Below are 24,011 nucleotides of genomic sequence, written 5' to 3'. Positions count from 1 at the left end.
GAGCAATAGCGTGAGCCACTTGAACGACATGGCGCTGTTCGTGGAGGTGGCGAGAGCGAGGAGCTTCCGGAAGGCGGCTGAGGCTCTGGGCATGCCCAACTCGACTCTGTCGCGACGTATCAGCGCGCTGGAGAAGGCGATCGGCCTGAGGCTTCTGCATCGAACGACGCGCAAGATCGAGCTCACCGAGGCCGGCCAGCTCTATTACGAACGAAGCAAACGCATCGTCGACGAGGCACGGCTCGCACACGAGCAGCTCGGCGCGATGCTGGAGCAGCCGAGCGGTGTCCTGCGGGTCTCGCTCCCGGTCGACTTCGCCACGCTTTACCTGACGCCGATCATCGTCGATTTCGCGCGGCACTATCCCGGCATCACCTTCGAGTTCGACCTGACCCCGCGCCGCGTCGATTTGGTGGCCGAGCCGTTCGATGTAGCGATCCGCATCGGCGAGCTGGAAGACTCCAGCCTGATCGCTCGCCTGATCGGGCGCCACGCGCGCCACCTCTATGCGTCTCCTGGCTACATCGAAGCGTCCGACGAGCCGGCGACACCGGCGGATCTGGCGGAGCATGAATGCATCTGCATGCCGAAGATCTGGACCCTGCATCAGGGGATGAACAAGGTCGAAGTCGAGGTTGGAGGCCGCTTCACAGTCAACAGCGTCGGGATGATCCGCGCCCTGGCGGTCGACCACCAGGGCATCGCCCTGCTTGCCGAGAAGATCGTCGCCGAAGATTTGGCCTCGGGCAGGCTCCGGCGTGTCCTGCCCGAATGGCAGGGATCGTCGGTCAGCATTCACGCCGTCACCGAAACGCGCCTCATTCCAGCCAAGACCCAGCGCTTCATCGAATTCCTGTCCGCCAGGCTGGTGGAAACTTGAACCAGATCGTTACGCGGAGAAAAGTCGGACGGCGGCGTGCAAAATCGCGACTTGGCGTAGAAAAGGCGATGGCTCGCCGGAGTCGATGAAGCTGAGAAATACGAATTTGCCATACCCCTACACCAGAATGCACCAGAGTCGCCAAAAATGCGCAAACGTGACCGGACGGCGCAGAAGCCCTACGCCTCGCCGGCGGGCCGACACCGACGCTCAGGGAGCGGGCCATCGCTCTACCGCGAGGGCGGGGCGAGGTGCGCACGGCTGAACTCACGGCCATCGGCATCCCCGATGCTATCTATCCAGGATGTGCGACGAGCGACTGCTCGTGAAGGTGGGTTCGGCATCACAAGGCTTCCCTGTGAGGTGAGATGGCGAGGGCCGGCAAACGGATCGATTCCGACCCTCACCGAAATGCTCGCCATCCCGGCCCGAATCAGCCTTCGCTCGGCACAGGCGTCTTGAGGAGTTGTTGCTCCCACAGGAAGGCGATGCCGCTGCCGCCGAAGTGCTGGATGAGAATCTCGGTCAGCTCTTCGACATGCTCGGTGCGCGCCCAGTCGCGCTGCCATTCGCCAGCGAGCGCCATCACGGTCATCATGTTTGCGCCAGCCGCGATCATCCGCTGGATGGCGATCTGGTGGGACTCGGTCGAAACGCCGCCCGACGCATCGGTGATCACGGACACGTCCCAGCCTTCGCCGAGGGCTTGGATGACAGGCATCGCGACGCAGACTTCGGTCCAAAGGCCTGCGATAACCAGTTGTTTGCGGCCGGTCGCCTTGACCACGTCCACCACCTTCTCGTCCTGCCAGGCGTTCACCCAAGTCCGGTCGATCACTTCCTGCCCCGGGAAGACGTCAGTGATCTGCTTGAAGAGGATGCCGCCACGACCCGCGATCACGCTGGTGAGAATGGTCGGAACATTGAAGGCTTTTGCTAGCTTCGCCAGCGCGGTCGCGTTGTTGACCACAGCTTGCGGATCGTGGCTGTTCAGGTTCGCGAGTTGGTAAGGCTGGTGGTCGATCAGAACGAGTACCGAGTCTTCAGGACGAAGAAGCGAATCAAGGCCGTTGCGAGGGGTCATCAAGACTTCCTTTCTCTGCCGCCATGGACGGCAATCTTTCTCTGCCGCTATGGACGGCAATGGGTTTCACGGGAGACATGCGCCAGCGGGCGACGTTGCCTGGACGCAATTTGCCGTTCCTTTTGGTGATGCAGTAGTGCCATAATCAGGCAAGCTGTGTCGCGAAATGAGGAACGCTGAATTGGACATCGAAGATCTACGGACATTCGTCGCAGTGGCCGATGCAGGGGGCGTATCGGCCGCCGCGCGCCGGCTCGGCGTCTCCAAGTCAATCGTCAGTCGGCGGCTCTTTCGGGTTGAAGCGGAACTTGGCGTCCAGCTTCTTGCACGAACGACCCGCGGCGCCGCGCTCACCGAAGCGGGAATCGCGTTCAGAGACCATGCGGCCCGGGCCAGCGCAGAGATCGATACGGCTCGGGAAACGATCCTCCCCACCGGTGAGCTGCGCGGCCGCCTGAGGGTTGCCATGCCGCTTACTTTCGGCGCGACCCACTTCGCCCCCGTGCTCGCGGAAATGGCGCGTCTGCACCCGAAGCTTCACATCCATACTTCCTACAGCGATCGCTTCGTCGATCTCATCGCAGAAGGTTTCGATTGCGCGATCCGGGGCGCCTACCTTCAAGACTCCAACCTGATCGCGAAGCGCGTCGGGCCGATCCATGGAAAGCTTGTCGCAAGCCCGGGTTATATCGAGGTGCACGGGTCACCCGAGACTCTGGACGAACTCGTCACCCATCAGGCCCTCATGCAGGGAACGGAAGCCTGGCAGTTCATAAATGGCAGCAAGATTGTTACGGTCCAGCCGCAGGGCAGGTTCAAGGCCGATAGCGCCACGGCGCTTGCCGGCGCGGCGGCGGCAGGTCTCGGCATCGCCTGGCTCCCCGATTGCATCACACATGAATATGTGGCCTCGGGCGCGCTGGTCCCGATCATGACACGCTATCCGGTACCCCCGGGGGCCGCGTATGTCGTACGCCCGCCGGGTCAGCATCCTACGCGGAAAGTTCGGGTGCTCATCGAAATGCTAACTGAGTATTTCAAACGGAACCCGGAACTTTGGGGTCTCGACAGCTAGGACACGAACGGTGCGAAGCCTCCCCACCGGCAGGAGGCACGGGGGTAAATTCTCTAGGCAACGCCGCAGGCGCGACGTCCACGCGGATCATGTTCAACCGAGTAGGCGTTGAGATCTTGCCTGTGCAGATCTGGCGCGAGGCCTCTCCGCTTTGTCCCAGCGACGCCTCGCGCGCGCAGGCTCAAAGCTATGCAATCCGCCGTCCACGAACACCTCGCGCCCGTCTGTAAGCTGCTGTCGTTGAGGCAGCGACGGCAAGTAATAACGGGCGGCAACGTTCGGACGCCGCCGCGGCGAACTGAACGGCGCACTCGGGCGCGAAGCCGCCGGTCATCAGTATTTCCGCGCGGTAGCCGCCGAATAGGCGTGGGCGGGCGAGCCTGCTATTCTACGCCTGATTTCATCGGTCCTCCATGCTCTGACACTCTGGAAGCAGGACTACGAGATCGGCGCGTAGGGAGAAATTGCACGCTGGCGCGCAATATCGCGCTATGGCGTAGAAGAGGCGGTGGCTCCCCGGGCCGGATTCGAACCAGCGACCAACCGGTTAACAGCCGGTTGCTCTACCACTGAGCTACCGGGGAACAGAGGCTCTCATGTGAGTGGGGCAGCCTATAGCAAACCCGTTTCGGCTTTGCAAAGAAGCATTTCGCATTTTTTCGGTGCTTTTTGGCGCAGGGCTTGCTGGCAATGGCCGGCGAGCGCCCTCATATGAGCTGTCTCTCGCCTGTCACGGAACAGAAAAGGCCGTTGCGGCTTTCTCCGGCTGATGGTGCTACTGATGCAAACGGATCGACACTTCACATGACGGCAATGAGCGACGAACAGCCACCGGCCCGGAAAATCTCGGTCTTCGGCCGCCAGTTCACCATGCCGCGCTCGCGCGGCCTCAGGATTGCGATCGGCGTCGTGCTGATCATCGGCGGCATTCTCGGCTTCCTGCCGATCCTGGGTTTCTGGATGGTACCGATCGGATTACTGGTGCTCTCCTATGAATTTGCATTGGTGCGTCGTCACCGGCGCCGCTTCGTCGTCTGGTGGGAGCGACGGCGGCGGCCGGATTGAGGTTGCCCTGCTGACAGGCCGGAAACAGGCAATTGTTTGAGAGCGGGGTGGCCCGTCTAAGCATCACCGAGGTTGGTCGAAGCAGCTCTCCAGGCGTTCGCAAAGCTCCTTGAGAACGGCGGTAGCCGATGCCAGCCGCGCCCGGTCGCGCGGCGGCAGGGTGTTTGCGCCTTCTATGCTGAGGCGGTCGATGGCATAGCGCACAAGCTCTGCAGATTGCGACAATCCGCGCGACGTGCCGTCCCTCGTAGCTGCTCGACGCATGGCGGAGCCTCCTCTTTGCCCAACGTGGCCGCCGGTTTCGGGTTCCCGTCGCCCAGAATCATGCTTAACGATAAGCTAATATGTTATTGCTAATATGGGCATTGCGTTGATAAGGCAGGGCATGGAATGTCGAGGAACCGTTGGGAATGCATGGTGGCCGCTTGACGGCATTTTCGCCGCAACCTATTGGAGCCGGGTGGAACGCCGGGAGCAATGAGGCCTCGTGGCGGAGTGGTTACGCAGAGGACTGCAAATCCTTGCACCCCGGTTCGATTCCGGGCGAGGCCTCCAATGCCCGAGCTCCCGCGCGTCAGCGCCAGGGGGCTTCAGTTCCGGTCGAAACAGCCGCGGCCTTTGCGCGGCAAGCGGATGGTTGGAACATGAGCGCTGATTTTGCCGAACGCCGGGTGAAGATGGTCGACGGCCAGATCCGCACCACCGACGTGACCAGCGCACCGCTGCTCGAGGCGATGCTTGTCGTGCCGCGCGAGGCCTTTGTCGGCGCCGGCCAGCGTGACCTTGCCTATATCGACGAGGACATCCGCATCGCCGATACGGCCGATGGCCCGCGCTATCTGATGGAGCCGTCGCCATTGGCCAAGCTTATGCAACTGGCCGATATCGGCCCAAGCGATTCGGCACTCGATGTCGGCTGCGGCACCGGCTATGCGGCGGCGATCCTGTCGCGGCTGGCAAGCTCCGTGGTGGCGCTGGAAAGCGATCCGGCGCTGGCCGAGACCGCCACTTCGACGCTTGCGGCGCTGGGTTGCGGCAATGTCACCGTGGTCCACGGGCCGCTGCCGCAAGGCCATGCCGCCAAGGCACCTTACGACGTGATCCTGCTCGGCGGCAGCGTCGGCGAGGTGCCGGCGGCGCTGTTCGACCAGCTTGCCGAAGGCGGCCGACTCGTCGCCGTGGAGGGGCAGGGCAATTCGGGCGTAGCCCGGCTTTTTTTTAAGACTGGAGGGGTTGTAACGGGAAGACGCGCATTTAATGCGGCAATTAAGCCACTACCGGGATTCGAACGCATTCCCGCCTTCGAATTCTGAGTGATTTTGCCTTGCAGCGAAGGCGCTGTCATGATCGCTTGCGTTTGAACAATCGTTGCTGATCTGCATAACCGGGCGTTTCTGGGGGCTTTCAGCGGGGGAACGATAAAAAACGCGGCGCCGGCTGATCAGAAGGAGAAGCCAGCGTGGCGCAGTTCCCGTGCAAAACGAATGAGGGAATATAACGTGCCGTCTGTACGCAAGTTGCTTTTTACCGCTGTCCTCGTTTCGGCGACAGCGCTGTCTCCAATGGCCGCCTCGGCCGAAACCATTCTCGGGGCACTTTCAAAGGCCTATCAGAACAATTCCTCGCTCAATTCTTCACGCGCCGGCGTTCGTGTCACCGACGAGGGCGTCGCCATCGCCAAGTCAGGCTGGCGCCCGACCATCACCGGTTCCGCGAGCATCGATTATACCGCCAGCCACAGCAACCGGTTGCACCGAAACATCTCGTTGACCACCGGCAACTTCGGCGTCGAGATCGACCAGACGCTGTTTGACGGTTTTCAGACCAGGAACAATGTGGCGGCCGCCGAATCGCGGGTCCGCGCTTCGTTCGAAAGCCTGCGCAACGCCGAAGAAAACACTCTTTTCAACGCGGCAAGCGCCTATATGGACGTTATCCGCGACCGCCAGGTCGCCGTGCTGACCGAACAGAATCTGCAATTCCTGACCGAGCAGGCGCGTGCGGCGCGTTCGCGCTTCGAGGTCGGCGAAGGTACGCGCACCGACGTCGCGCAAGCCGACGCCCAGCGTGCCTCCGCGGTGGCGCAGTTGAGCGCCGCCCGCGCGACGGCTCTGGCAAGCGCTGCGACCTATCGCCAGATCGTCGGCGACGAGCCGGGCAGGCTCAGGCCGGCTTCGCCGGTGTCGAAGCTGTTGCCGTCGAGCCTCGATGCGGCGATCGCGATCGCATCGGCCGAGCATCCGGCCATCCTCGCCACCGCGCATCTGGTCGACGCGGCGGGGTTTTCGGTGAAGTCGGCAGAGGGCGCGTTGCTGCCGCAACTATCGGCGTCGGCGGGTGTTTCGAGCGCCTTTCGCGGCACCGCGCCCGGCTCGCTCTCCTCGACACAGGATGGCGTAACCAATTCGGCGAACATCGGCGCGACATTGACGATACCGATCTATTCCGGCGGCCGGACCTCGGCATTGGTTCGCCAATCAAAGGAATCACTTAGCCAGGCCCGTATCGAGGTCGATGTCAGCCGCGACACCGTGCGCCAGGCGGTGACCTCGGCATGGTCGCAATACACCGCCGCGCAGCAAAGCGTCACGGCCAACCGGCAGGTGGTCGCCGCCGCGCAGCTTGCCCTGAACGGCGTCATCGAAGAGCGCAATGTCGGCCAGCGCACCACGCTCGACGTGCTCAACGCGCAGGCGACCCTCATCACTGCCAAGATCAATCTTGTCAGCGCCGAACGCGACGTGGTGGTGGCGAGCTATGCCATCCTCTCGGCGGTTGGCCATTTGTCGGCAGACCGCCTTGCGCTCAACGTGACGAAGTACAGGCCCGAAGAGCATTACAACGCCGTCAAGGACAAGTGGATCGGCCTGCGCACGCCGGACGGCCGCTGATCGCCAAGCCGTGTTTTCAGCCCGCGCTCGAACGACGCGCGGGCTTTCAACTCCCGACCCTAATCTGTTGAAATCCGAGATGTCGCCAGATTGGGGATTCTCGCAAGCCGTTCCGTCGGTTACGCTGTTGCCATGATTCGAATCCGGCATTGCCGGACAGGAAATCTGAGAACGAGTCACAAGGGCGGCGGATGTGACGATGGCGACGGCAAGCAGCGTACAGCGCGAACCTTCCATGGAAGAAATACTGGCTTCCATCAGAAGGATCATCGAGGACAGCGATACCGGCCGCAAGCAGCCGGGCGACGCGGACGAGCTGCGCCAGGATCTGCAACCGGCGCCGGCAGCAGCGGAGGCGGATGCGTTCCGCTCCGAACTGCGCGGCGGACTGGAGATCGCCAAGCCGGCCACGCGCGCCGAGGTGCAGCCAACGGCCGCGCCGGTCATTGAGCGCCTGGAAACGCCGGTGCGCCCCGGCCCGGTAAAGGCAGCGGTGACGCTGGCTGAGGTGAACGCCGCTCCCGAACCGCCCGCAAAGCCGGATCGGCCTGCGACAGCCAAGGCTGCCGAGACGACCGACACCATCATCGCCGATTGGCGGCGCGAGATCGCCGCGGTCGGCGACGCGATGGCCAAGCCGGAGCGCGCCGAGCCACTCCGGACGCCGGACGCCGAGCCGAAAGCCGAGGTTATTGAGAACGAGGCGACTGCTGGATCTGTGCCGGAGCCTTCGGAAATTGGGCCGGAGCCTTTGGAAAGCGGCCCGGAGCCTTCGAAAATCGGCCCGGAATCTTCGAAAATCGGCCCGGAATCTTCGAAAATCGGATTGGCGCGTCCGGCGGCCAGCGAGGCGCCGCCCGTGCGTCCGGCGATCCTTTCGGAGCATACGGGCCGGCAGGTTGCCGCCGCCTTCGGCGAGCTTTCCGATGCGTTTGCCAGCCGCAGCAAGAAGACCTTCGACGAGATGGCCGAGGAGATGCTGCGGCCCATGCTGCAGGACTGGCTGGACAACAACCTGCCGACGCTGGTCGAGCGGCTGGTGCGCGAGGAAATCGAGCGCGTCGCGCGCGGCGCGCAGTAGCAATTCGGAGAGCCGCCAATAGGCGGCGCTCGACCGGCGAATTGTCGAAGTCGGCGCTGCCCCTCATCCGCCTGCCGGCACCTTCTCCCCGTATAGTGACGGGGAGAAGGGGTTGACCGCAATTTAGGCACCTTTTCCGCAACGTTCGTGATTGGCGAGAGCTTCAGTACAGGCGTCTTTCTCCCCGTCACTATACGGGGAGAAATGCCCGGCAGGGCAATGAGGGGCAGCGCAAACCTGAAGCGATTGCCGTGCAACATTCAGTTCCGCGAGTTGCGCCGAACCATCCCGGCGCTATCTATCGGCCATGCCCTTGCGGTTGACTTGGCAACAACCTTCCGATTTACACCGGACCACAAATTCCGGACAGCGCGGACCGTTTTCCCATGCTCGAAAAGACCTACGACGCCAAAGCCGTCGAGCCGAAGATTGCCAGGATCTGGGAAGAGGCCGACGCCTTTCGGGCCGGCGCCGGGGCCGAGGAGGGGGCTGAAGCCTTCACCATCGTCATCCCGCCGCCGAATGTCACCGGCTCGCTGCATATGGGTCATGCGCTCAACAACACGCTGCAGGACATTCTGGTGCGCTTCGAGCGCATGCGCGGCAAGAACGTTCTTTGGCAACCAGGCATGGACCATGCCGGCATCGCCACGCAGATGGTGGTAGAGCGCCAGCTTATGGAAAAGCAGATCCACCGCCGCGACCTGACGCGAGATGAGTTCATCGACAAGGTGTGGGAGTGGAAGGCCGAGTCCGGCGGCGCCATCCTCAACCAGCTGAAGCGGCTCGGGGCCTCGGCCGACTGGAGCCGGGAGCGCTTCACCATGGACGAGGGCTTATCCAAGGCCGTGCTCGAAGTGTTCGTGACGCTCTACAAGGAAGGGCTGATCTACAAGGACAAGCGCCTTGTGAACTGGGACCCGAAGCTGTTGACCGCCATCTCGGATCTCGAGGTCGAGCAGCAGGAAGTCAACGGCAACCTCTGGCACTTCCGCTATCCGGTCGAAGGCATGACCTTCGATCCGGAAAATCCGAAGACCTTCATTACCGTTGCGACGACCCGACCGGAGACGATGCTGGGCGATACGGCTGTCGCCGTCCACCCCGACGACGAGCGTTTCCGGCATCTCGTCGGCAAGAACCTCATCCTGCCGATCGTCGGCCGCAGGATCCCGGTGGTGGCGGACGAGTATTCCGATCCCGAAAAAGGCAGCGGTGCGGTCAAGATCACGCCGGCGCATGACTTCAATGATTTCGAGGTCGGCAAGCGCCACCGGCTGCCGGCGGTCAACATCCTCACCGTCAATGCGGCGGTGAGCCTCAAGGACAATGAGGACTTTCTCGCCGGACTGGACGTGACGCCGGAGCGCCAGGCCGTCTGGGACAGCCTAGACGGCCTGGACCGTTTCGATGCGCGTAAGAAGATCGTCGAGCTGATGCAGGCGGGCGGCTTTCTCGAAAAGGTCGAGCCGCATCGCCACACGGTGCCGCACGGCGACCGCGGCGGCGTGCCGATCGAGCCGTTTCTGACCGACCAATGGTATGTCAATGCGGCGGAACTGGCCAAGCCGGCGATCGCCTCGGTGCGCGAGGGCCGCACCAATTTCGTGCCCAAAAACTGGGAAAAGACCTATTTCGACTGGATGGAAAACATCCAGCCCTGGTGCATTTCGCGCCAGCTCTGGTGGGGCCACCAGATCCCTGCCTGGTACGGGCCGGACGGGCATGTCTTTGTCGAAAAGACCGAGGAAGAGGCGCTCGGTGCCGCCGTCGAATACTATTTGGCGCTGGAAGGGCCATGGAAGGCCTGGGTCGAGGACAAGCTCGAGAATTTCCAGCCTGGCGAGATCCTGACCCGCGACGAGGACGTGCTCGATACATGGTTCTCGTCGGCGCTGTGGCCGTTCTCGACGCTCGGCTGGCCGGACCAGACGCCGGCGCTGAAGACCTATTACCCGACCGACGTGCTGGTGACCGGTTTCGACATCATCTTCTTCTGGGTCGCCCGCATGATGATGATGGGCCTGCATTTCATGGACCAGGAGCCGTTTCATACCGTCTATGTCCATGCGCTGGTTCGCGACAAGAACGGGCAGAAGATGTCGAAGTCGAAAGGCAACGTCATCGATCCGCTCGAGCTCATCGACGAATACGGCGCCGATGCGCTGCGCTTCACCTTGACTGTGATTGCAGCGCAAGGGCGCGACGTTAAGCTCGATCCGGCCCGCATTGCCGGTTATCGCAATTTCGGCACCAAGCTGTGGAACGCGACGCGCTTCGCCGAGATGAACGAAGTGGCGCGCAACGACGACTTCTGGCTGCAGGACGCCAAGCTGGCGGTCAACCGCTGGATCTTGACGGAGCTGACGCGAGCCGCGCGGGACATAACGGACGGTATCACCTCATACCGCTTCAACGAGGCGGCGGGTGCCGCCTACCGCTTCGTCTGGAACCAGTTCTGCGACTGGTACCTGGAACTGCTGAAGCCGGTGTTCATGGGCACCGACGAGGCCGCCAAGGCCGAGAGCAGGGCATGCGTCGCCTTCGTACTCGACGAGATCTACAAGCTGCTGCATCCGATGATGCCGTTCATGACCGAGGAACTGTGGGCCGAAACCGCCGGCGAGGGCAGGCAACGGCAATCGCTGCTTTGTCATGCGGCATGGCCGTCGCCCGACTTCGAGGACGAGGCGGCCGCCGCCGACATCAACTGGCTGGTCGACCTTGTCTCCGGCATCCGCTCGGTGCGTTCGGAGATGAACGTGCCGCCGGCGGCTATCGCACCGCTCGTGGTGATCGGCGCCAACGACGCGACACACGAAAGGCTCGAGCGTCAGGGCTCGGCTATCAAGCGTCTGGCGCGGGTCGGCGACATCTCGCTCGCCGAGGCGCCACCGAGGGGATCCGCCCAGATCGTGGTCAACGAGGCGACGATCTGCCTGCCGCTCGGCAGCCTGATCGACCTTGCCGCCGAGGCAGCGCGCCTGCACAAGGAGCTTGCGAAGGTGACCGAGGAAATAGCGCGGCTCTACAAGAAGCTGTCCAACGAGAAATTCGTCGCCAACGCGCCGGAAGAGGTGGTGGAGGCCGAGCGTGAAAAACTCGCCGAATATCGCGAGGCGCAAGAGAAGCTTTCGGTGGCATTGGCGCGGGTGCGCGATGCCGGTTGATCGAACAGATTGGGCCGGTTGATCGAACAGATTGGGCCGGCTGATCAAACAAATTGGGCCTGTTGGCCGCAATAGATTCGCCGGTCACGAATCTGCCTTCCAGACAGGCCTCCTGCCACGAAAACAGGCATTCCGCAGCGTAAATCTTGAGGCAAACTGAATGTTTTTGCCCCATTGTTGCCATAATGTAACAATGGCTGACTGGGCACGCAAAATGCCCTGATCTGTAGTGATTTAGGGGTTTTTCCCGAGTTTTCTCGTCGATCTGTATTGTGGCGGCCATTTTCCCGCCTCGGTAAGAAGGCCGACACCTTGTCGGAAATGCGTTCAGCCAAGGTGTACATGTACGCACGGCGAATTCGTTGTTGCGCCGTTAACCTGAATTGGTTCTAGCTTGATGCAAGGATATTTCGGGGAGGAGATTCATGTGTTATTCGCGTCTGAAAGTGCTGCTGGGCGCGGGGGCTTTTTCGCTGGCTTTGGCTGGGACGGTGCAAGCCGGGGGCTTTGACCGGGGCGGCGTCAATATCGACCAGCTGTTCGACGCGGCGCCATATTCGTTCGACGCAGGCGTCACCTATGTTTCGCCACAGCGCAAACTCAAGAATGTGCAGCGTCTCGACGGCTCGGGTTTGTCGACATCGGCGGTGGACGTTGGTGGCGATTATGCGGTGCCGCATGTCGGCATCAAGGCCAACATCTTTGAGCCCGTAGACTGTCTTGCCACCTATACGAGACCGTATGGTGCGGACGCGAATTTCGGCATGAACAACGCCTATTCGCCGACAGCGGTCAAATACGCCGTCGACACAGATGATTTCGGTCTCACCTGCTCTTACAAGGTGAACGTCGGCAAGGGCGCCATACGATTCATTGGCGGTGTCTCCTACCAGCAGGTCGACGCGTTTCTGTCCCGCCAGACACTGCTCGCCTTCGGCAATACCGGCCTCGGTGTCTTCAAGCTATCCGACGAGGCATGGGGTTGGCGTGCGGGCGCAGCCTATGAGATCCCCGAGATCGCTCTGCGCGCCAGCCTGATGTACTCTTCGAGCTACAAATATGACGGGCTGTCGGGAACCGTCGACACGACCGGCTTCAGGGGCGCCTTTCCAGCGGATCTGATTCCCGGCTCTACCGGCGTGTACCCAGTCTCGGCGTCGGCTGAGATACCTCAAGCTCTGGAATTCAAGCTGCAGAGCGGCATAGCTCCTGGCTGGCTGGCCTTTGGTTCCGTCCGCTGGCAGGAGTGGAGCAAGCTTGGCGTTATTGCCATCAATGGCGTGCGCAGTCCGGTAACCGGTTTGCCCTCGCCCGTTTCATTCGACCTGCTTTATCGCGACGGCTGGACGGTCACGGGCGGTATCGGGCACAAGTTCACCGATCAATTGTCGGGCGTAGTTTCGCTGACCTGGGATCGCGGCACCTCGACGACCTCCGGCTATCAGTCGGATACCTGGGCCGTTGCCAGCGGCGTCTCCTATTCGCCGAACGACCAGGTCGAGGTCAGGCTCGGCGGCTCGATCGGTGTGCTGACGAGCGGGTCATCGACTTTCAGCGGTGTCGGCGACGTGGCAAATGCCGTTACCTATACCTACGGCAACGACCTGCTTCTCGCCGGTTCGGCTTCCGTCAAGATCAAGTTCTAACTATTAAATTTTAAACGACAAAACGGCCGGGCACTGCCCGGCCGTTGGTTGGATGCGTGGCGTCCGGCATTCGGCCGGCGCAACAAATGTCCCCATGATGTTCGCTTCTGTAATTGTGACGTTTTGGCAACAGTTTCTGAACAACCCTCGCGTCGCCCGGCCGCCTGGGAACATTGCCTATTTCCCGCCATAAACCCGGCGCACCTCGAACCTGTCTCGGGACATGCGCCAAAAGGCTAGGCGAAGAGGCAGGCCGCACCGCCCGCGGCAAGGACGAGTATGGACGCCAGAGCGATCTCCAAGGCCAAGCTGCCGAGCCGCCACGTGACCGTTGGTCCCGAGCGGGCGCCGCATCGCTCCTACCTTTATGCTATGGGGCTGTCGGCGGCCGAGATCGCGCAGCCTCTGGTCGGTGTCGCCAGCTGCTGGAACGAGGCCGCGCCCTGCAACATCTCGCTGATGCGCCAGGCGCAAGTGGTCAAGAAGGGCGTGGCGGCCGCCAACGGCACGCCACGCGAATTCTGCACCATCACCGTCACCGACGGCATCGCCATGGGTCATCAGGGCATGAAGTCGTCGCTGGTGTCGCGCGAGGTCATCGCCGACTCGGTCGAGCTCACCATGCGCGGCCATTGCTACGATGCGCTGGTTGGATTGGCCGGTTGCGACAAGTCGCTGCCCGGCATGATGATGGCCATGGTGCGCCTCAACGTACCGTCGATCTTCATCTATGGCGGCTCGATACTGCCCGGCAGCTACCGTGGCCGGCAGATCACGGTGCAGGACGTGTTCGAGGCGGTCGGCCAGCATTCGGTCGGCACGATCGGCGACGCCGAGCTGCTCGAGATCGAGCAAGCCGCCTGTCCGTCGGCCGGCTCCTGCGGCGCCCAGTTCACCGCCAATACCATGGCCACCGTCGCTGAGGCGATCGGCTTGGCGCTGCCCTATTCCTGCGGCGCGCCGGCACCCTACGAGATGCGCGACCGCTTCAATTTCGCTTCCGGCGAAAAGATCATGGAGCTGATCGCAAGGAACATCCGCCCGCGCGACATCGTTACCATAGAAGCGTTGGAAAATGCCGCGACCGTGGTCTCGGCCACCGGCGGCTCGACCAACGCGGCGCTGCATCTGCCGGCGATCGCGCACGAGGCCGGGATAAAGTTCGATCTTTTCGACGTGGCCAAGATATTCGAGAAAACACCCTATATCGCCGACCTCAAGCCGGGCGGCAAATACGTCGCCAAGGACATGTTCGAGGCCGGCGGCATTCCGCTCTTGATGAAGACGCTGCTCGACCATGGCTATCTTCACGGCGATTGCCTGACGGTGACCGGCCGCACTTTGGCCGAAAATATGGAACATGTTTCCTGGAATGACAGCCAGGATGTGGTCCGTCCCGCCAACAGGCCGATTACCCAGACCGGCGGGGTCGTGGGCTTGAAGGGTAACCTTGCCCCCGAAGGCGCGATCGTGAAGGTCGCTGGTATGGCGGAGCTGAAATTCTCGGGTCCGGCGCGCTGCTTCGATTCGGAAGAGGAATGTTTCGAAGCGGTTACGCACCGTAACTATAGCGAAGGCGAGGTTCTCGTCATCCGTTACGAGGGTCCGCGCGGCGGCCCGGGCATGCGCGAAATGCTGTCGACGACGGCGGCTCTCTACGGCCAGGGCATGGGCGGCAAGGTGGCGCTCATCACCGACGGGCGTTTTTCGGGCGCAACGCGCGGTTTCTGCATCGGCCATGTCGGGCCGGAAGCGGCAGTGGGCGGCCCGATCGGGCTGCTTAGGGATGGCGACTTGATCTCGATCGATGCGGTGAACGGCACGATCGAGGTTGCATTGTCCAAAGCCGAACTGGCGGCGAGGGCAAAAGCATGGAAGGCGCGCACGACCGACTATCAGTCGGGCGCGATCTGGAAATACGCACAGACGGTCGGATCTGCCCGCGACGGCGCGGTCACCCATCCCGGCGGTGCCAAAGAAACACACTGCTATGCGGACATCTGAGTTGTTGAGGTCGTCTGTCCTTTCGGCACTGGTTGCGCTCGCCACGTTTGGCGCGACCTTGGGCGCCGTCGGCCAAGCCATGGCCTTCGACGACAAGGTGTTCGACGACAAGACCGGCGTGAAGCCGCAGTCGAGCCCTTGGGCGGTGTTCCAGTTCGGCTTTTCCGCCTACAAGAACGGCCATAAGGAGCAGGCTGCGGAAGCCTATAAATATGCCGCGGAGAACGGCCAGATCGGCGCCACCTGGAAGCTTGCGCGCATGTATGCCGAAGGCGATGGCGTGGCGCGAGACGACTACGCGGCATTCAAGTTCTTCAGCGAGATCGTCGACCAGGATGTCGAGCCCGGTTCGCCCGAGGAAAGCTATGTTTCGGACGCGCTGGTGGCGCTTGGCGACTATCTGAGGAAGGGCATTCCCGGCAGCCCCGTCGAGGAGAACGAGGTGGCGGCCCAGGAATATTACATGCGTGCCGCCGCCAACTACCGCAATCCGAACGCCCAGTTCGAGATGGGCCAGATGTTCCTCAAGGGTGAGGGCGGCGTCAAGGCCAGCGTCAAGCAGGCCGGACGCTGGTTCCAGCTGGCGGCCGAAAAGGGCCATGCGGGCGCGCAGGCGACGCTCGGCAACCTGCTTTTCCAAAGCGGCAAGATCGTGCGGGGGCTGGCGATGATGACCGCGGCGCTCGAACGGGCCTCACCCGCCGACCAGCCATGGATCCGCGGCATGCAGGAAGAAGCGTTTGCGGCCGCCGGCGAAGCCGACCGCCGCACCGCGATCTCGCTGGCCGACGACATCCTCACCAAGGGTGGCGGCGACCAGTAGGTCGGCAGAATTTCCGTTTTGAAATCAATTGTCGGTCGGTTCCGCCGGCATGCCGCTGGGCGCCGGTGTTGAGATCGGCGTGCCCTGCAGATGTGGGGCCAGCGTGTTCTCCGGGCAGCCATCCCGCTGCTTTGTCCAGGACGTGTTGTTGAGCACCATCTCGCAACGGGCGAGGTAGCTTTGGCCGGCAAGCGTCAGGCAGGCGACCCGGCCGATCTGGAATGATTTGCCGTTAGCCAGACACTCTGCATCGGCAAAAGCCGGCGTCGCCACCGCCATCGCAAGCGCGCAGCCGATCGGGCAGAGTGCAAATCGAGTAGTCATGGGAACCCCAGCCACCATGATGATTTCTCATCAAGCGCGCGATTTGTGGCGATAAGAGGTCAACTTATCAATGTGCCGCCGGACAGCAGCTCCGGTCAGGCCGGCTGCAGCGCCAGATCGATCGCCACCGGCACGTGGTCGGAGGGTTTTTCCCAGGCGCGCACCTGTTTTTCGATCGAAGCCGAGGAAAACCAGTTGGCGGCTTCGGGCGACAGAAGCAAATGGTCGATGCGAATGCCGTTGTTCTTCTGCCAGGCGCCGGCCTGATAGTCCCAGAACGTAAAAATGTCCGGGGCGTCGGTGATGGCACGCACGGCTTCGGTGAAGCCGAGATTCTTCAGCCGCCGGAACGCCTGCCGCGTCGCGGGCTGGAACAGCGCATCGCTTAGCCAGTTTTCCGGATACTTCGCGTCGATCGGCTCGGGAATGACATTGTAGTCGCCGGCCAGGACCAGCGGCTCTTCCAGAGCAAGCCGCTCCTCGGCCCAGCGCTCAAGTCGCGCCATCCAGGAAAGCTTGTAGGAGAACTTCTTCTCGTCGTCGATCGGGTTGCCGTTCGGCAGATAGATCGAGGCAACGCGCAAGGCGCCCCTGTCGGTCGAGAACACGCCCTCGATGAAACGCGCCTGCTCGTCGGCATCGTCGCCCGGCAAGCCGCGATTGACCTCGTCGAAACGCAGCTTCGACAGGATGGCGACGCCGTTGAAGCCTTTTTGGCCGTAAGTCTCGACATTGTAGCCGAGCGCCTCGATCTCGGCGCGGGGAAACTGCTCGTCGACCGTCTTGATCTCCTGCAGGCAGGCGATGTCGGGCGCGCTTTCCGTCAGCCAATGGGTCAAATTGCCGATGCGGGCGCGAACGCCGTTGATGTTCCAGGTGACGATTTTCATGACGGCCTCGATAGGCTGGTGGTCCGGAGACTAGCGATCCGGTGGATGACGTTCGACAAGGCCGATCGTATTGCCTGCCGGGTCCTTTAGGAAGGCCATCCATTCGCTTTCCCCCGCCTGGCCGAACAGGCCTTCGGTGTCGCGATGGACGAGCGCCGGCGGCGCGGTGAAGGGAACACCGGCGGCCCTTGCCGAAGCGTGGAACTCGTCGAGGCCCGATATGTCGAGATAGACGGTGCCGGCAGGCAGGCCGTCGGTGAAAAGCAGGCGCACGTCACCGGCCATGATAAAGGCGATGCCCGGCGGATCGAAACGCGCATGCAGGTTCATGCCGAGCACCTCGCGCCAGAACGCCAGCGTTGCATCGAGGTCGCGCCCGGCGGAAAGCGCGACCTGACGGACCGCGCCGATGTCGGGCATTTCTAGATCGAGAAGCTGGTGCCGCAGCCGCAGGAGGCGACCGCATTGGGGTTTCTGATCTGGAACGACTGGCCCATCAGATCGTCAACGAAATCGATCACCGAGCCGCCCATATAGACCAGCGACAGGTCGTCGATCAGCACAGTGGCGCCGTCCTTTTCGATGGCGACGTCGTCGTCATTGCGCCTGTCGACCAGGTCGAACTTGTAGGAGAAGCCGGAACAGCCGCCGCCCTCGACCGAAACGCGCACGGCCGTCTTACCGGCTTCGCTCGCTACAATCTTGGCGATCCGCCTGGCGGCGGCGTCGGTCATCTCGACTTTCATGGCGGTCTTGGCATCAGCGCCCATGGGCGTCACCTTGCATTCGGTTTCGTATGATAGGTATGAAGCGCGACGGGGCAAGTCAACTGCGGCATACGCTATGACCAACGAGTTGGGCGACATCGGATTCGGCTATCGGCCGCGCGCGGCCTATGCCAGCGACCCGGCGAAGTCGCGCGGGCGGCTGTTCGACGAGGTGGAAAGCCCGACGCGCACGCCGTTCCAGCGCGACCGCGACCGCATCATCCATTCGACGGCGTTCCGCCGGCTGAAGCACAAGACGCAAGTGTTCGTCGCACACGAAGGCGACCATTACCGCACGAGGCTGACGCATTCGATCGAGGTCGCGCAAATCGCACGCGCTCTGGCGCGGGCGCTGCGCGGCGACGAGGACCTGGCCGAGGCGGTGGCCCTGGTGCACGACTTCGGCCACACGCCCTTCGGCCATACCGGCGAGGACGCGCTGAATGAGAAGATGGCCGCCTGGGGCGGCTTCGATCACAATGCGCAGTCGCTGCGTGTGGTGACGCGGCTGGAGCGGCGCTATGCCGAGTTCGATGGGCTGAACCTCACCTGGGAAACGCTGGAGGGGCTGGTCAAGCACAATGGCCCGCTGACCGATGCCAAGGGGAAAGGGCTGAAGGGACCGGTGCCGCAGGCTATCCGCGACTATTCCGAACTGCACGACCTCGAGCTCGATCGCTTCGCTGGTATCGAGGCGCAGTGTGCGGCGATTGCCGACGACATCGCCTACAATACCCACGACATCGATGACGGCTTGAGGGCAGGGCTGTTGACGCTGGATATGCTGGAGGGCGTCTCGCTGCCGGGGTCGATCCTCAAGGGCGTGCGTCAGCGCTATCCGGCGCTCGATGACGTACGCACCGGCCACGAGCTGATGCGCCGGCAGATCACTATCATGGTCGAGGACGTGATCGTCTCGACGACGGCCAATCTGGCGCGCACCAAGCCCGGCAGCGCCGAAGCGGTAAGGGCGGCCGGCGAGCCGATGGTGAGCTTCTCCGCCGAGACGGCCGTATTGGAAAAGGAGCTGAAGGCCTTTCTCTACAAGCACCTCTACCGGCATGCGGAGGTCATGCGGGTGCGCGCCGATGCCGACCAGATCGTCAGGGACCTGTTCGACGTCTATTTCGCCGATCCGCGCGCCATGCCGGATGGCTGGCGCGAAGGGCTCGACCGGGCAGAGGACCGCGTCAAGGCGCGCAGTGTTGCCGATTTCCTGGCCGGCATGACGGACACTTATGCACTCAAGGAACACAGGCGTTTGTTTGACCATACGCCGGATTTGAGCTAGGGCGGGCGCGATTTTGCCGGCCAACGAGCCGGATCCCTGCAAAACCGTCAGAGCCACAGCAATGAACATCTTCGCCGATTTCAACGCGCGAATCATAAAGGCCGTCGAAGCGCTTGATTTGAAAGACAAGGATGGCGTGTCGCCGGACCTGTCGCGCATCGCCGTCGAGCCGCCGCGCGATGCCAGCCATGGCGACCTCGCGACCAACGCAGCCATGGTGTTGGCCAAGCCGACCGGCCAGAACCCGCGTGCGCTGGCCGAAAGGCTGGCCGAGGCGCTGCGCGCCGACGAGGATATCGCGGCCGCCGAGATCGCAGGCCCGGGCTTCGTCAATCTCAGGCTCAAGGACGGCTTCTGGCAGGCGCATCTGACGGCGATGCTCGGCGAAGGCCGCAATTACGGCCGCTCGACTATCGGCGGCGGCAAGAAAACCAATGTCGAATATGTCTCGGCCAACCCGACCGGCCCGATGCATGTCGGCCATTGCCGGGGTGCCGTGGTCGGCGACGCGCTGGCCAATCTGATGGCCTTCGCCGGTTACGACGTGACCAAGGAATACGTCATCAACGATGCCGGTTCGCAGATCGACGTGCTCGGACGCTCAGTCATGCTGCGCTACCGCGAAGCGCTCGGCGATGAGATCGGCGACATTCCGGCCGGGCTTTATCCAGGCGACTATCTGATCCCCGTTGGTCAGGCGCTGGCCAGCGAATTCGGCCGCTCCCTGCTGCAGATGCCGGACGAAGAGGCGCTTGCCATCGTCAAGGACAGGACGATCGACGCGATGATGGCGATGATCCGCGAGGATCTGGCGCTGCTCAACGTGCATCACGACGTTTTCTTCTCCGAGCGGACGCTGCATGCGAACAACGCCCGCAAGATACGCTCGGCGATCAGCGACCTGACGCTGAAGGGCCACATCTACAAGGGCAAGCTGCCGCCGCCCAAGGGCGAGAAGCCGGACGACTGGGAGGATCGCGAGCAGACGCTGTTCCGTTCGACCGCGGTCGGCGACGACATGGACCGGGCGCTGGTCAAGTCGGACGGCACCTTCACCTATTTCGCCGCCGATGTCGCCTACCTCAAGGACAAGGTCGATCGCGGCTTCGTCGACCTGATCTATGTGCTTGGCGCCGATCATGGCGGCTACGTGAAACGGCTGGAAGCGCTTGCCCGGGCGATTGCCGGCGACGAGATCAAGCTTACCGTGCTGCTTTGCCAGTTGGTGAGGCTGTTTCGCGCCGGCGAGCCGGTACGTATGTCGAAGCGGTCGGGCGAGTTCGTGACCTTGCGCGAAGTGGTCGAGGAGGTCGGCCGCGACCCGATCCGCTTCATGATGCTCTACCGCAAGAACGACGCGCCGCTCGACTTCGACTTCGCCAAGGTGACCGAGCAGTCGAAGGACAATCCGGTGTTCTACGTGCAGTATGCCTCGGCGCGCTGCCATTCGGTATTCCGGCAGGCGAGCGAGCAATTGGGCGAGGCCATGTTCGACCGCAACCAGCTGGCCGCCGAAGTGGCTTTGCTGACCGATGAGGGGGAGATCGGCCTGATCAGGAAGCTCGCCGAATATCCTCGGCTGATCGAAGCCGCGGCGCTCGCGCTCGAGCCCCACCGGCTGGCATTTTACCTCTACGAACTCGCTTCCAGCTTCCACGGACACTGGAACCGGGGCACCGATAATCCCGACTTACGTTTTGTTAAGGTTAACGACCGACAATTGACGCATGCCAGACTAGGGCTGGTGCAGGCTGTTTCGGACGTTTTGACGTCCGGCCTGACGCTGATCGGAGCCAATGCGCCCACCGAAATGCGTTAGGTTTGAGTAAAAAACCTGTCACCTTTTGCCCACATTGCGCTGGTAAGGGCCAACCCTACGCGACGTCCATGGCGTCCGAATGAGTGCGAGTTCGGGAACAATAATGGCAGACAGAACCCAGCTGAGAGCAGCCGACCACAACGACATCGCCAACGATGATCCGTTCGCGGAACTGACCAGGATCATGGGGTTCGACCCGCGCCAGCCGGTCAAACCGCAAACGCCGGCCCAGCCGAAAACCGCTGCCGCCGAACCGTCGGTGGACGAGGGCGATTTCGAGATCGATCTCGAGAAGGAGTTGATGGGCGAATTCGGCGCCGACGCCAATGACAATGCTTCCCCTGCCAAGCTTCGCGAGCCGACACCCGAACCGGCCGCCGCCGACGAAATGGAGGACGCGCTTGCTGCCTCGTTCGAACAGGATTTCGCGTTCGACGACAGTGCGGCGGATGATGCTGCTCCTGTTGCAGCCACTCCTGTTGCCGCCGACGAAATTGCCTCCGCCCCCGAAAGGGCGTTCGCTCCCGCCGTCGAGCCGGAGCTCGACGACGATTTCGATAACGCCGTCGCCGGCTCGCTCGAAGACGTGTCGCCGTTCGAGGACGACCTTTCGAGTGACGACGAACTTGCCGCCTCGCTCGACCAGGATTTTCGGCACGACGACGGTGTGACGGCCAAGATCGCGGTGACCGGCGAGGATGAACCCAGGGCCGCAGCCGAGGCGATCGAGCCGGTCGACGAGCCCGCCTTCGACGATGAGTTCGACAACGCCGTGGCAAGTTCGCTCGAAGACGAGCTGATGCTCGAAGAGCATGAGCCGATGGAGCAGACCGTCGCCGTTGAAACCGCCGCGCAAGCGGCCGCGTTCGATGACGAGTTCGACGATGCCGTTGCAAGCTCGCTCGAAGACGAGCTGATGTTCGACGAGCATGAGCCGGCGGAAAACGTCGCCGCCACGTCATCGCCGGTTGAGGCGGTTTCGGCCGATGAGGATCTTGCCGGCCAATTCGATGATGCCATGGCCGATGTCGACATGGACTTCGATGTTCGCTCGAACGGGCCTGCCGAAATCGAAGAACCAGAGTTTATCGAAGAGCAGTCGATCGAAGAGCCAGAGGCCGCCCGGCTTTCCGGCGCGGCCGCTGAAGCGGCGTTCGACGACGATTTCGATCTGAGCTTCGACGATGCGCCTGCCGAGGAAGCCGAAGAACCCATGGCGCAAGTTGCGGCCGAACCAGTGGCGCCGGCCGCTGTCGTCCCGACGGCCCCAGTGGCTGAGGAACGCAGCCTGGAAGACGAACTGAACGCGCTGCTCGGTGCGATGAGCACACGGCCGGCACAAGCGGTCAACGAACCTCAGACAAGCCCGCAGACTGCCCAGAAGCCCGTGATGGCTGTTCAGCAGCCTATCGCGCCGGTAGTTCAGAAGCCAGCAGTGGCCGCTGAACAGCCAATGGCGGCGGTCAAAGACGTCGCCAACGAACCGGTGCATGCTGTCGACGAGCTGGATTGGGAACTCGACGAGCACGAGCCCGCTGAGCCGCAGCAGTCCAGTGCCGCCGATGACGCCGATCTTGGCAGTGTCCTCCTCGATGAGCTTGAAGGCGAGGATTTCGGTGTCGAAGCCGCTGCCGGACGCGCGGATGATCTCGACAGCGATGCGCTCGATGCCGACTTCGCCAGGAATATCGGCCTGGATCACGACTCGGCCGACAAGAGTGCGGCAGCTGCTGCCGAGGAAGACCCGCTCGATGCGCTGAACTGGCTGACAACACGCGCCACACCGCCCGAGCCGGCCCGCTCGTGGAGCCGCGTGACACCGGTCGCACAGCCTCAGCCCGCTTTTGCAAGCCAGCCGGTGGCTTCGGCGCGTCCGGCACCACCGCCGCAGCCGGCCGCAACGCCGTCCTATCGGGCCGCACCGGTCGAAGAGAGGCCGTCCTATGAAGATCGGCCCGCCTACACGGAAGCTGCACCAACCTCGCATCAACAGCCTTCCGCCTATGACGAGATGCCCGATGTCGAGACGGTCGACGTGCCCGAGCGCGTGGTGGCGCTGGCGGACGATCTCGACATTCCGGAGCTCAACTTCGACGATGACGAGCCGGTGGCGCCCGCCTACGACGATCTCGATGCCGATTTTGCCAGCCTTCTCACCGAAATGAATGCAACTGACATCGCGCCTGCCCCGGTGCGCAGTGCTGGCTATGACGATGAATACGATGCCGGCTTCGCGTCTGGCTACAAGCAAGATCGTAGCGAGACGCGCGCCTATGGCGCCAAGCCTGCGGAAGCCCCCGTCAGCGCGGCGGCCGCTTCCTATGCCGATGCAGCGGACGGTTTCGATCTGGGCCCATTGCCCGGTGGCCAGCCGGTTTCGCAGGCCGACGATTTCACCTTCGATGAGCTCGACTACGATCCCGAACTGGACGAGGAGATGTCGGTTCCGGGCCTTGCCGAACGCGGGGCCGAAAGGCAGCCGCGCAGGCGCGGGCTGCTGATAGGAGCGGTGGTCGGCGCCGTGGCGATCGCCGGAGGCCTTGGCGCCTTTGCGTTGACCCTCGGCGGCAAGAGCGGCGGCGATGCGCCGGTTATCGTCAAGGCCGACAACAGGCCGATCAAGATCAAGCCGGAAAATCCAGGCGGCACCGTCGTGCCGAACCAGGACAACAAGGTTTATGACGCTGTGGTCAAGGGCGCCAAGCCCGCCGAGCCGGTTCAGCAGAAGCTGGTCACCAACACCGAAGAGCCCGTGGACCTGAAAGCCAACGAACCGGAGAGCCGCGTCGTCGATCTTTCGCCCAATGACCCCGATGCCGCGGACGATATCGACGCGCCCGGCACCGAGGCGTCTGATAGCAATGCGTCTGGCACCAACGCGCGTGACACCAGCGCGCCTGACACCAATGCGCTTGGCGCCAATGCGGCTGGCGCTACCGAAACCGTCGCCGCACCGGCACCCAAGTCCGAGGATCGCATCGCGCAGGTTCTGCAGGAGGCCGAGAAGGGTGCAACCCCCGAGATCGTCGCCGTTGCGCCGCGCAAGGTACGGACCATGGTCGTGAAACCTGACGGTTCGCTGGTGGCGCGCGAGGATCCGGCGCCTGCCGCCCCGCAGATGGCTGCTGCCGAGCCGGCCGATCCGGCGCCGCAGCACGTCGCTCCGTCGGCCCAGGCCGCCGCCGCCGCGCAGACCGGCCC

General features: G+C 62.9%; 19 protein-coding genes and 2 tRNA genes. 14 read left to right on the top strand and 7 right to left on the bottom strand.

Annotated features, from left to right (window positions below; all coding sequences use genetic code 11):
• The first annotated feature begins 10 nt into the window (after nucleotides 1–10).
• Nucleotides 11–880, top strand: coding sequence for a LysR family transcriptional regulator (locus NKI67_RS05695; protein ID WP_352568870.1), 870 nt, complete (start codon nucleotides 11–13; stop codon nucleotides 878–880).
• A gap of 433 nt (nucleotides 881–1,313) precedes the next feature.
• Here the strand turns inward: NKI67_RS05695 and NKI67_RS05690 are convergent, their stop codons facing one another.
• On the bottom strand, nucleotides 1,314–1,964 hold the full coding sequence (locus NKI67_RS05690) for a hydrolase (RefSeq protein ID WP_352568869.1): 651 nt from the start codon (nucleotides 1,962–1,964) through the stop codon (nucleotides 1,314–1,316).
• A gap of 181 nt (nucleotides 1,965–2,145) precedes the next feature.
• On the opposite strand from NKI67_RS05690, the gene NKI67_RS05685 reads away from it, so the two are divergent.
• Nucleotides 2,146–3,039, top strand: a complete 894-nt coding sequence (locus NKI67_RS05685; protein WP_352644707.1) for a LysR family transcriptional regulator — start codon at nucleotides 2,146–2,148, stop codon at nucleotides 3,037–3,039.
• 509 nt (nucleotides 3,040–3,548) lie between these two features.
• Here NKI67_RS05685 and NKI67_RS05680 read toward each other — a convergent pair.
• Nucleotides 3,549–3,623: transfer RNA gene (locus NKI67_RS05680), tRNA-Asn, on the bottom strand.
• Nucleotides 3,624–3,843: 220 nt separating this feature from the next.
• Here NKI67_RS05680 and NKI67_RS05675 point away from each other — a divergent pair.
• A complete protein-coding gene (locus NKI67_RS05675; protein ID WP_023676401.1) occupies nucleotides 3,844–4,104 on the top strand; it encodes a hypothetical protein in 261 nt (86 codons plus the stop codon).
• Nucleotides 4,105–4,167: 63 nt separating this feature from the next.
• Here NKI67_RS05675 and NKI67_RS05670 read toward each other — a convergent pair whose 3' ends face one another.
• Complete coding sequence (locus NKI67_RS05670; RefSeq protein ID WP_352644705.1) at nucleotides 4,168–4,368, bottom strand: hypothetical protein; 201 nt, start codon at nucleotides 4,366–4,368, stop codon at nucleotides 4,168–4,170.
• Between the two features lie 217 nt (nucleotides 4,369–4,585).
• Here NKI67_RS05670 and NKI67_RS05665 point away from each other — a divergent pair.
• The 8 genes from NKI67_RS05665 (at nucleotide 4,586) to NKI67_RS05630 (ending at nucleotide 15,719) form a co-directional block, all read left to right on the top strand.
• Nucleotides 4,586–4,659: transfer RNA gene (locus NKI67_RS05665), tRNA-Cys, on the top strand.
• 89 nt (nucleotides 4,660–4,748) lie between these two features.
• Complete coding sequence (locus NKI67_RS05660) at nucleotides 4,749–5,417, top strand: protein-L-isoaspartate O-methyltransferase family protein (RefSeq protein WP_352644704.1); 669 nt, start codon at nucleotides 4,749–4,751, stop codon at nucleotides 5,415–5,417.
• Nucleotides 5,418–5,603: 186 nt separating this feature from the next.
• The gene (locus NKI67_RS05655; protein ID WP_352644702.1) at nucleotides 5,604–6,995 is read left to right on the top strand and encodes a TolC family outer membrane protein; all 1,392 of its coding nucleotides are present in this window, start codon (nucleotides 5,604–5,606) and stop codon (nucleotides 6,993–6,995) included.
• A 199-nt stretch (nucleotides 6,996–7,194) separates the two neighbouring features.
• Nucleotides 7,195–8,076, top strand: a complete 882-nt coding sequence (locus NKI67_RS05650; RefSeq protein ID WP_352587847.1) for a DUF2497 domain-containing protein — start codon at nucleotides 7,195–7,197, stop codon at nucleotides 8,074–8,076.
• Between the two features lie 386 nt (nucleotides 8,077–8,462).
• Nucleotides 8,463–11,246, top strand: a complete 2,784-nt coding sequence (locus NKI67_RS05645) for a valine--tRNA ligase (protein WP_352644700.1) — start codon at nucleotides 8,463–8,465, stop codon at nucleotides 11,244–11,246.
• A 425-nt stretch (nucleotides 11,247–11,671) separates the two neighbouring features.
• Nucleotides 11,672–12,892, top strand: a complete 1,221-nt coding sequence (locus NKI67_RS05640) for an OmpP1/FadL family transporter (RefSeq protein WP_352644698.1) — start codon at nucleotides 11,672–11,674, stop codon at nucleotides 12,890–12,892.
• 279 nt (nucleotides 12,893–13,171) lie between these two features.
• Entirely contained in the window at nucleotides 13,172–14,896 is a 1,725-nt protein-coding gene (ilvD, locus tag NKI67_RS05635; RefSeq protein WP_352577585.1) for a dihydroxy-acid dehydratase, read from the top strand.
• On the top strand, nucleotides 14,883–15,719 hold the full coding sequence (locus NKI67_RS05630) for a tetratricopeptide repeat protein (RefSeq protein WP_023678939.1): 837 nt from the start codon (nucleotides 14,883–14,885) through the stop codon (nucleotides 15,717–15,719). Before ilvD ends, NKI67_RS05630 begins: the two co-directional genes overlap by 14 nt.
• Before the next feature lie 24 nt (nucleotides 15,720–15,743).
• On the opposite strand, the gene NKI67_RS05625 is transcribed toward NKI67_RS05630, so the two are convergent.
• The 4 genes from NKI67_RS05625 to erpA form a co-directional block, all read right to left on the bottom strand.
• On the bottom strand, nucleotides 15,744–16,061 hold the full coding sequence (locus tag NKI67_RS05625) for a hypothetical protein (RefSeq protein ID WP_023678938.1): 318 nt from the start codon (nucleotides 16,059–16,061) through the stop codon (nucleotides 15,744–15,746).
• Nucleotides 16,062–16,138: 77 nt separating this feature from the next.
• Nucleotides 16,139–16,933, bottom strand: a complete 795-nt coding sequence (gene xth, locus NKI67_RS05620) for an exodeoxyribonuclease III (protein ID WP_352644696.1) — start codon at nucleotides 16,931–16,933, stop codon at nucleotides 16,139–16,141.
• A gap of 30 nt (nucleotides 16,934–16,963) precedes the next feature.
• A complete protein-coding gene (locus NKI67_RS05615; RefSeq protein ID WP_352470415.1) occupies nucleotides 16,964–17,353 on the bottom strand; it encodes a VOC family protein in 390 nt (129 codons plus the stop codon).
• Between the two features lie 2 nt (nucleotides 17,354–17,355).
• Nucleotides 17,356–17,703 carry an iron-sulfur cluster insertion protein ErpA gene (gene erpA, locus NKI67_RS05610; protein WP_031212336.1) on the bottom strand — a complete coding sequence of 116 codons (348 nt, stop codon included), beginning with the start codon at nucleotides 17,701–17,703 and terminating at the stop codon, nucleotides 17,356–17,358.
• Between the two features lie 73 nt (nucleotides 17,704–17,776).
• Here erpA and NKI67_RS05605 point away from each other — a divergent pair, with 73 nt between their 5' ends.
• The 3 genes from NKI67_RS05605 to NKI67_RS05595 all read left to right on the top strand — a co-directional run.
• Nucleotides 17,777–18,991: a deoxyguanosinetriphosphate triphosphohydrolase gene (locus tag NKI67_RS05605; protein ID WP_352644694.1), complete on the top strand. Its 1,215-nt coding sequence runs from the start codon at nucleotides 17,777–17,779 to the stop codon at nucleotides 18,989–18,991.
• A gap of 61 nt (nucleotides 18,992–19,052) precedes the next feature.
• The gene (gene argS / locus NKI67_RS05600; protein WP_352644692.1) at nucleotides 19,053–20,810 is read left to right on the top strand and encodes an arginine--tRNA ligase; all 1,758 of its coding nucleotides are present in this window, start codon (nucleotides 19,053–19,055) and stop codon (nucleotides 20,808–20,810) included.
• A 103-nt stretch (nucleotides 20,811–20,913) separates the two neighbouring features.
• A partial coding sequence (locus tag NKI67_RS05595) for an SPOR domain-containing protein (RefSeq protein WP_352644690.1) occupies nucleotides 20,914–24,011 on the top strand: 3,098 nt, incomplete at its 3' end.

The sequence above is a fragment of the Mesorhizobium sp. M0408 genome (assembly GCF_040321495.1).
Lineage (GTDB): Bacteria > Pseudomonadota > Alphaproteobacteria > Rhizobiales > Rhizobiaceae > Mesorhizobium.
Note: the sequence above shows the minus strand (reverse complement) of the source record. Positions and strands in the feature narration are given on the sequence as shown.

What these genes read in the sequence shown, in the direction of transcription:
- NKI67_RS05670 (WP_352644705.1), bottom strand. Translation starts at nt 4,368, where the DNA reads ATGCGTCGAGCAGCTACGAGGGACGGCACGTCGCGCGGATTGTCGCAA.
- NKI67_RS05660 (WP_352644704.1), top strand. Translation starts at nt 4,749, where the DNA reads ATGAGCGCTGATTTTGCCGAACGCCGGGTGAAGATGGTCGACGGCCAG.
- ilvD (WP_352577585.1), top strand. Translation starts at nt 13,172, where the DNA reads ATGGACGCCAGAGCGATCTCCAAGGCCAAGCTGCCGAGCCGCCACGTG.
- NKI67_RS05645 (WP_352644700.1), top strand. Translation starts at nt 8,463, where the DNA reads ATGCTCGAAAAGACCTACGACGCCAAAGCCGTCGAGCCGAAGATTGCC.
- NKI67_RS05650 (WP_352587847.1), top strand. Translation starts at nt 7,195, where the DNA reads ATGGCGACGGCAAGCAGCGTACAGCGCGAACCTTCCATGGAAGAAATA.
- xth (WP_352644696.1), bottom strand. Translation starts at nt 16,933, where the DNA reads ATGAAAATCGTCACCTGGAACATCAACGGCGTTCGCGCCCGCATCGGC.
- NKI67_RS05625 (WP_023678938.1), bottom strand. Translation starts at nt 16,061, where the DNA reads ATGGTGGCTGGGGTTCCCATGACTACTCGATTTGCACTCTGCCCGATC.
- NKI67_RS05630 (WP_023678939.1), top strand. Translation starts at nt 14,883, where the DNA reads ATGCGGACATCTGAGTTGTTGAGGTCGTCTGTCCTTTCGGCACTGGTT.
- NKI67_RS05690 (WP_352568869.1), bottom strand. Translation starts at nt 1,964, where the DNA reads ATGACCCCTCGCAACGGCCTTGATTCGCTTCTTCGTCCTGAAGACTCG.
- NKI67_RS05605 (WP_352644694.1), top strand. Translation starts at nt 17,777, where the DNA reads ATGACCAACGAGTTGGGCGACATCGGATTCGGCTATCGGCCGCGCGCG.
- erpA (WP_031212336.1), bottom strand. Translation starts at nt 17,703, where the DNA reads ATGGGCGCTGATGCCAAGACCGCCATGAAAGTCGAGATGACCGACGCC.
- NKI67_RS05675 (WP_023676401.1), top strand. Translation starts at nt 3,844, where the DNA reads ATGACGGCAATGAGCGACGAACAGCCACCGGCCCGGAAAATCTCGGTC.
- NKI67_RS05615 (WP_352470415.1), bottom strand. Translation starts at nt 17,353, where the DNA reads ATGCCCGACATCGGCGCGGTCCGTCAGGTCGCGCTTTCCGCCGGGCGC.
- argS (WP_352644692.1), top strand. Translation starts at nt 19,053, where the DNA reads ATGAACATCTTCGCCGATTTCAACGCGCGAATCATAAAGGCCGTCGAA.
- NKI67_RS05640 (WP_352644698.1), top strand. Translation starts at nt 11,672, where the DNA reads ATGTGTTATTCGCGTCTGAAAGTGCTGCTGGGCGCGGGGGCTTTTTCG.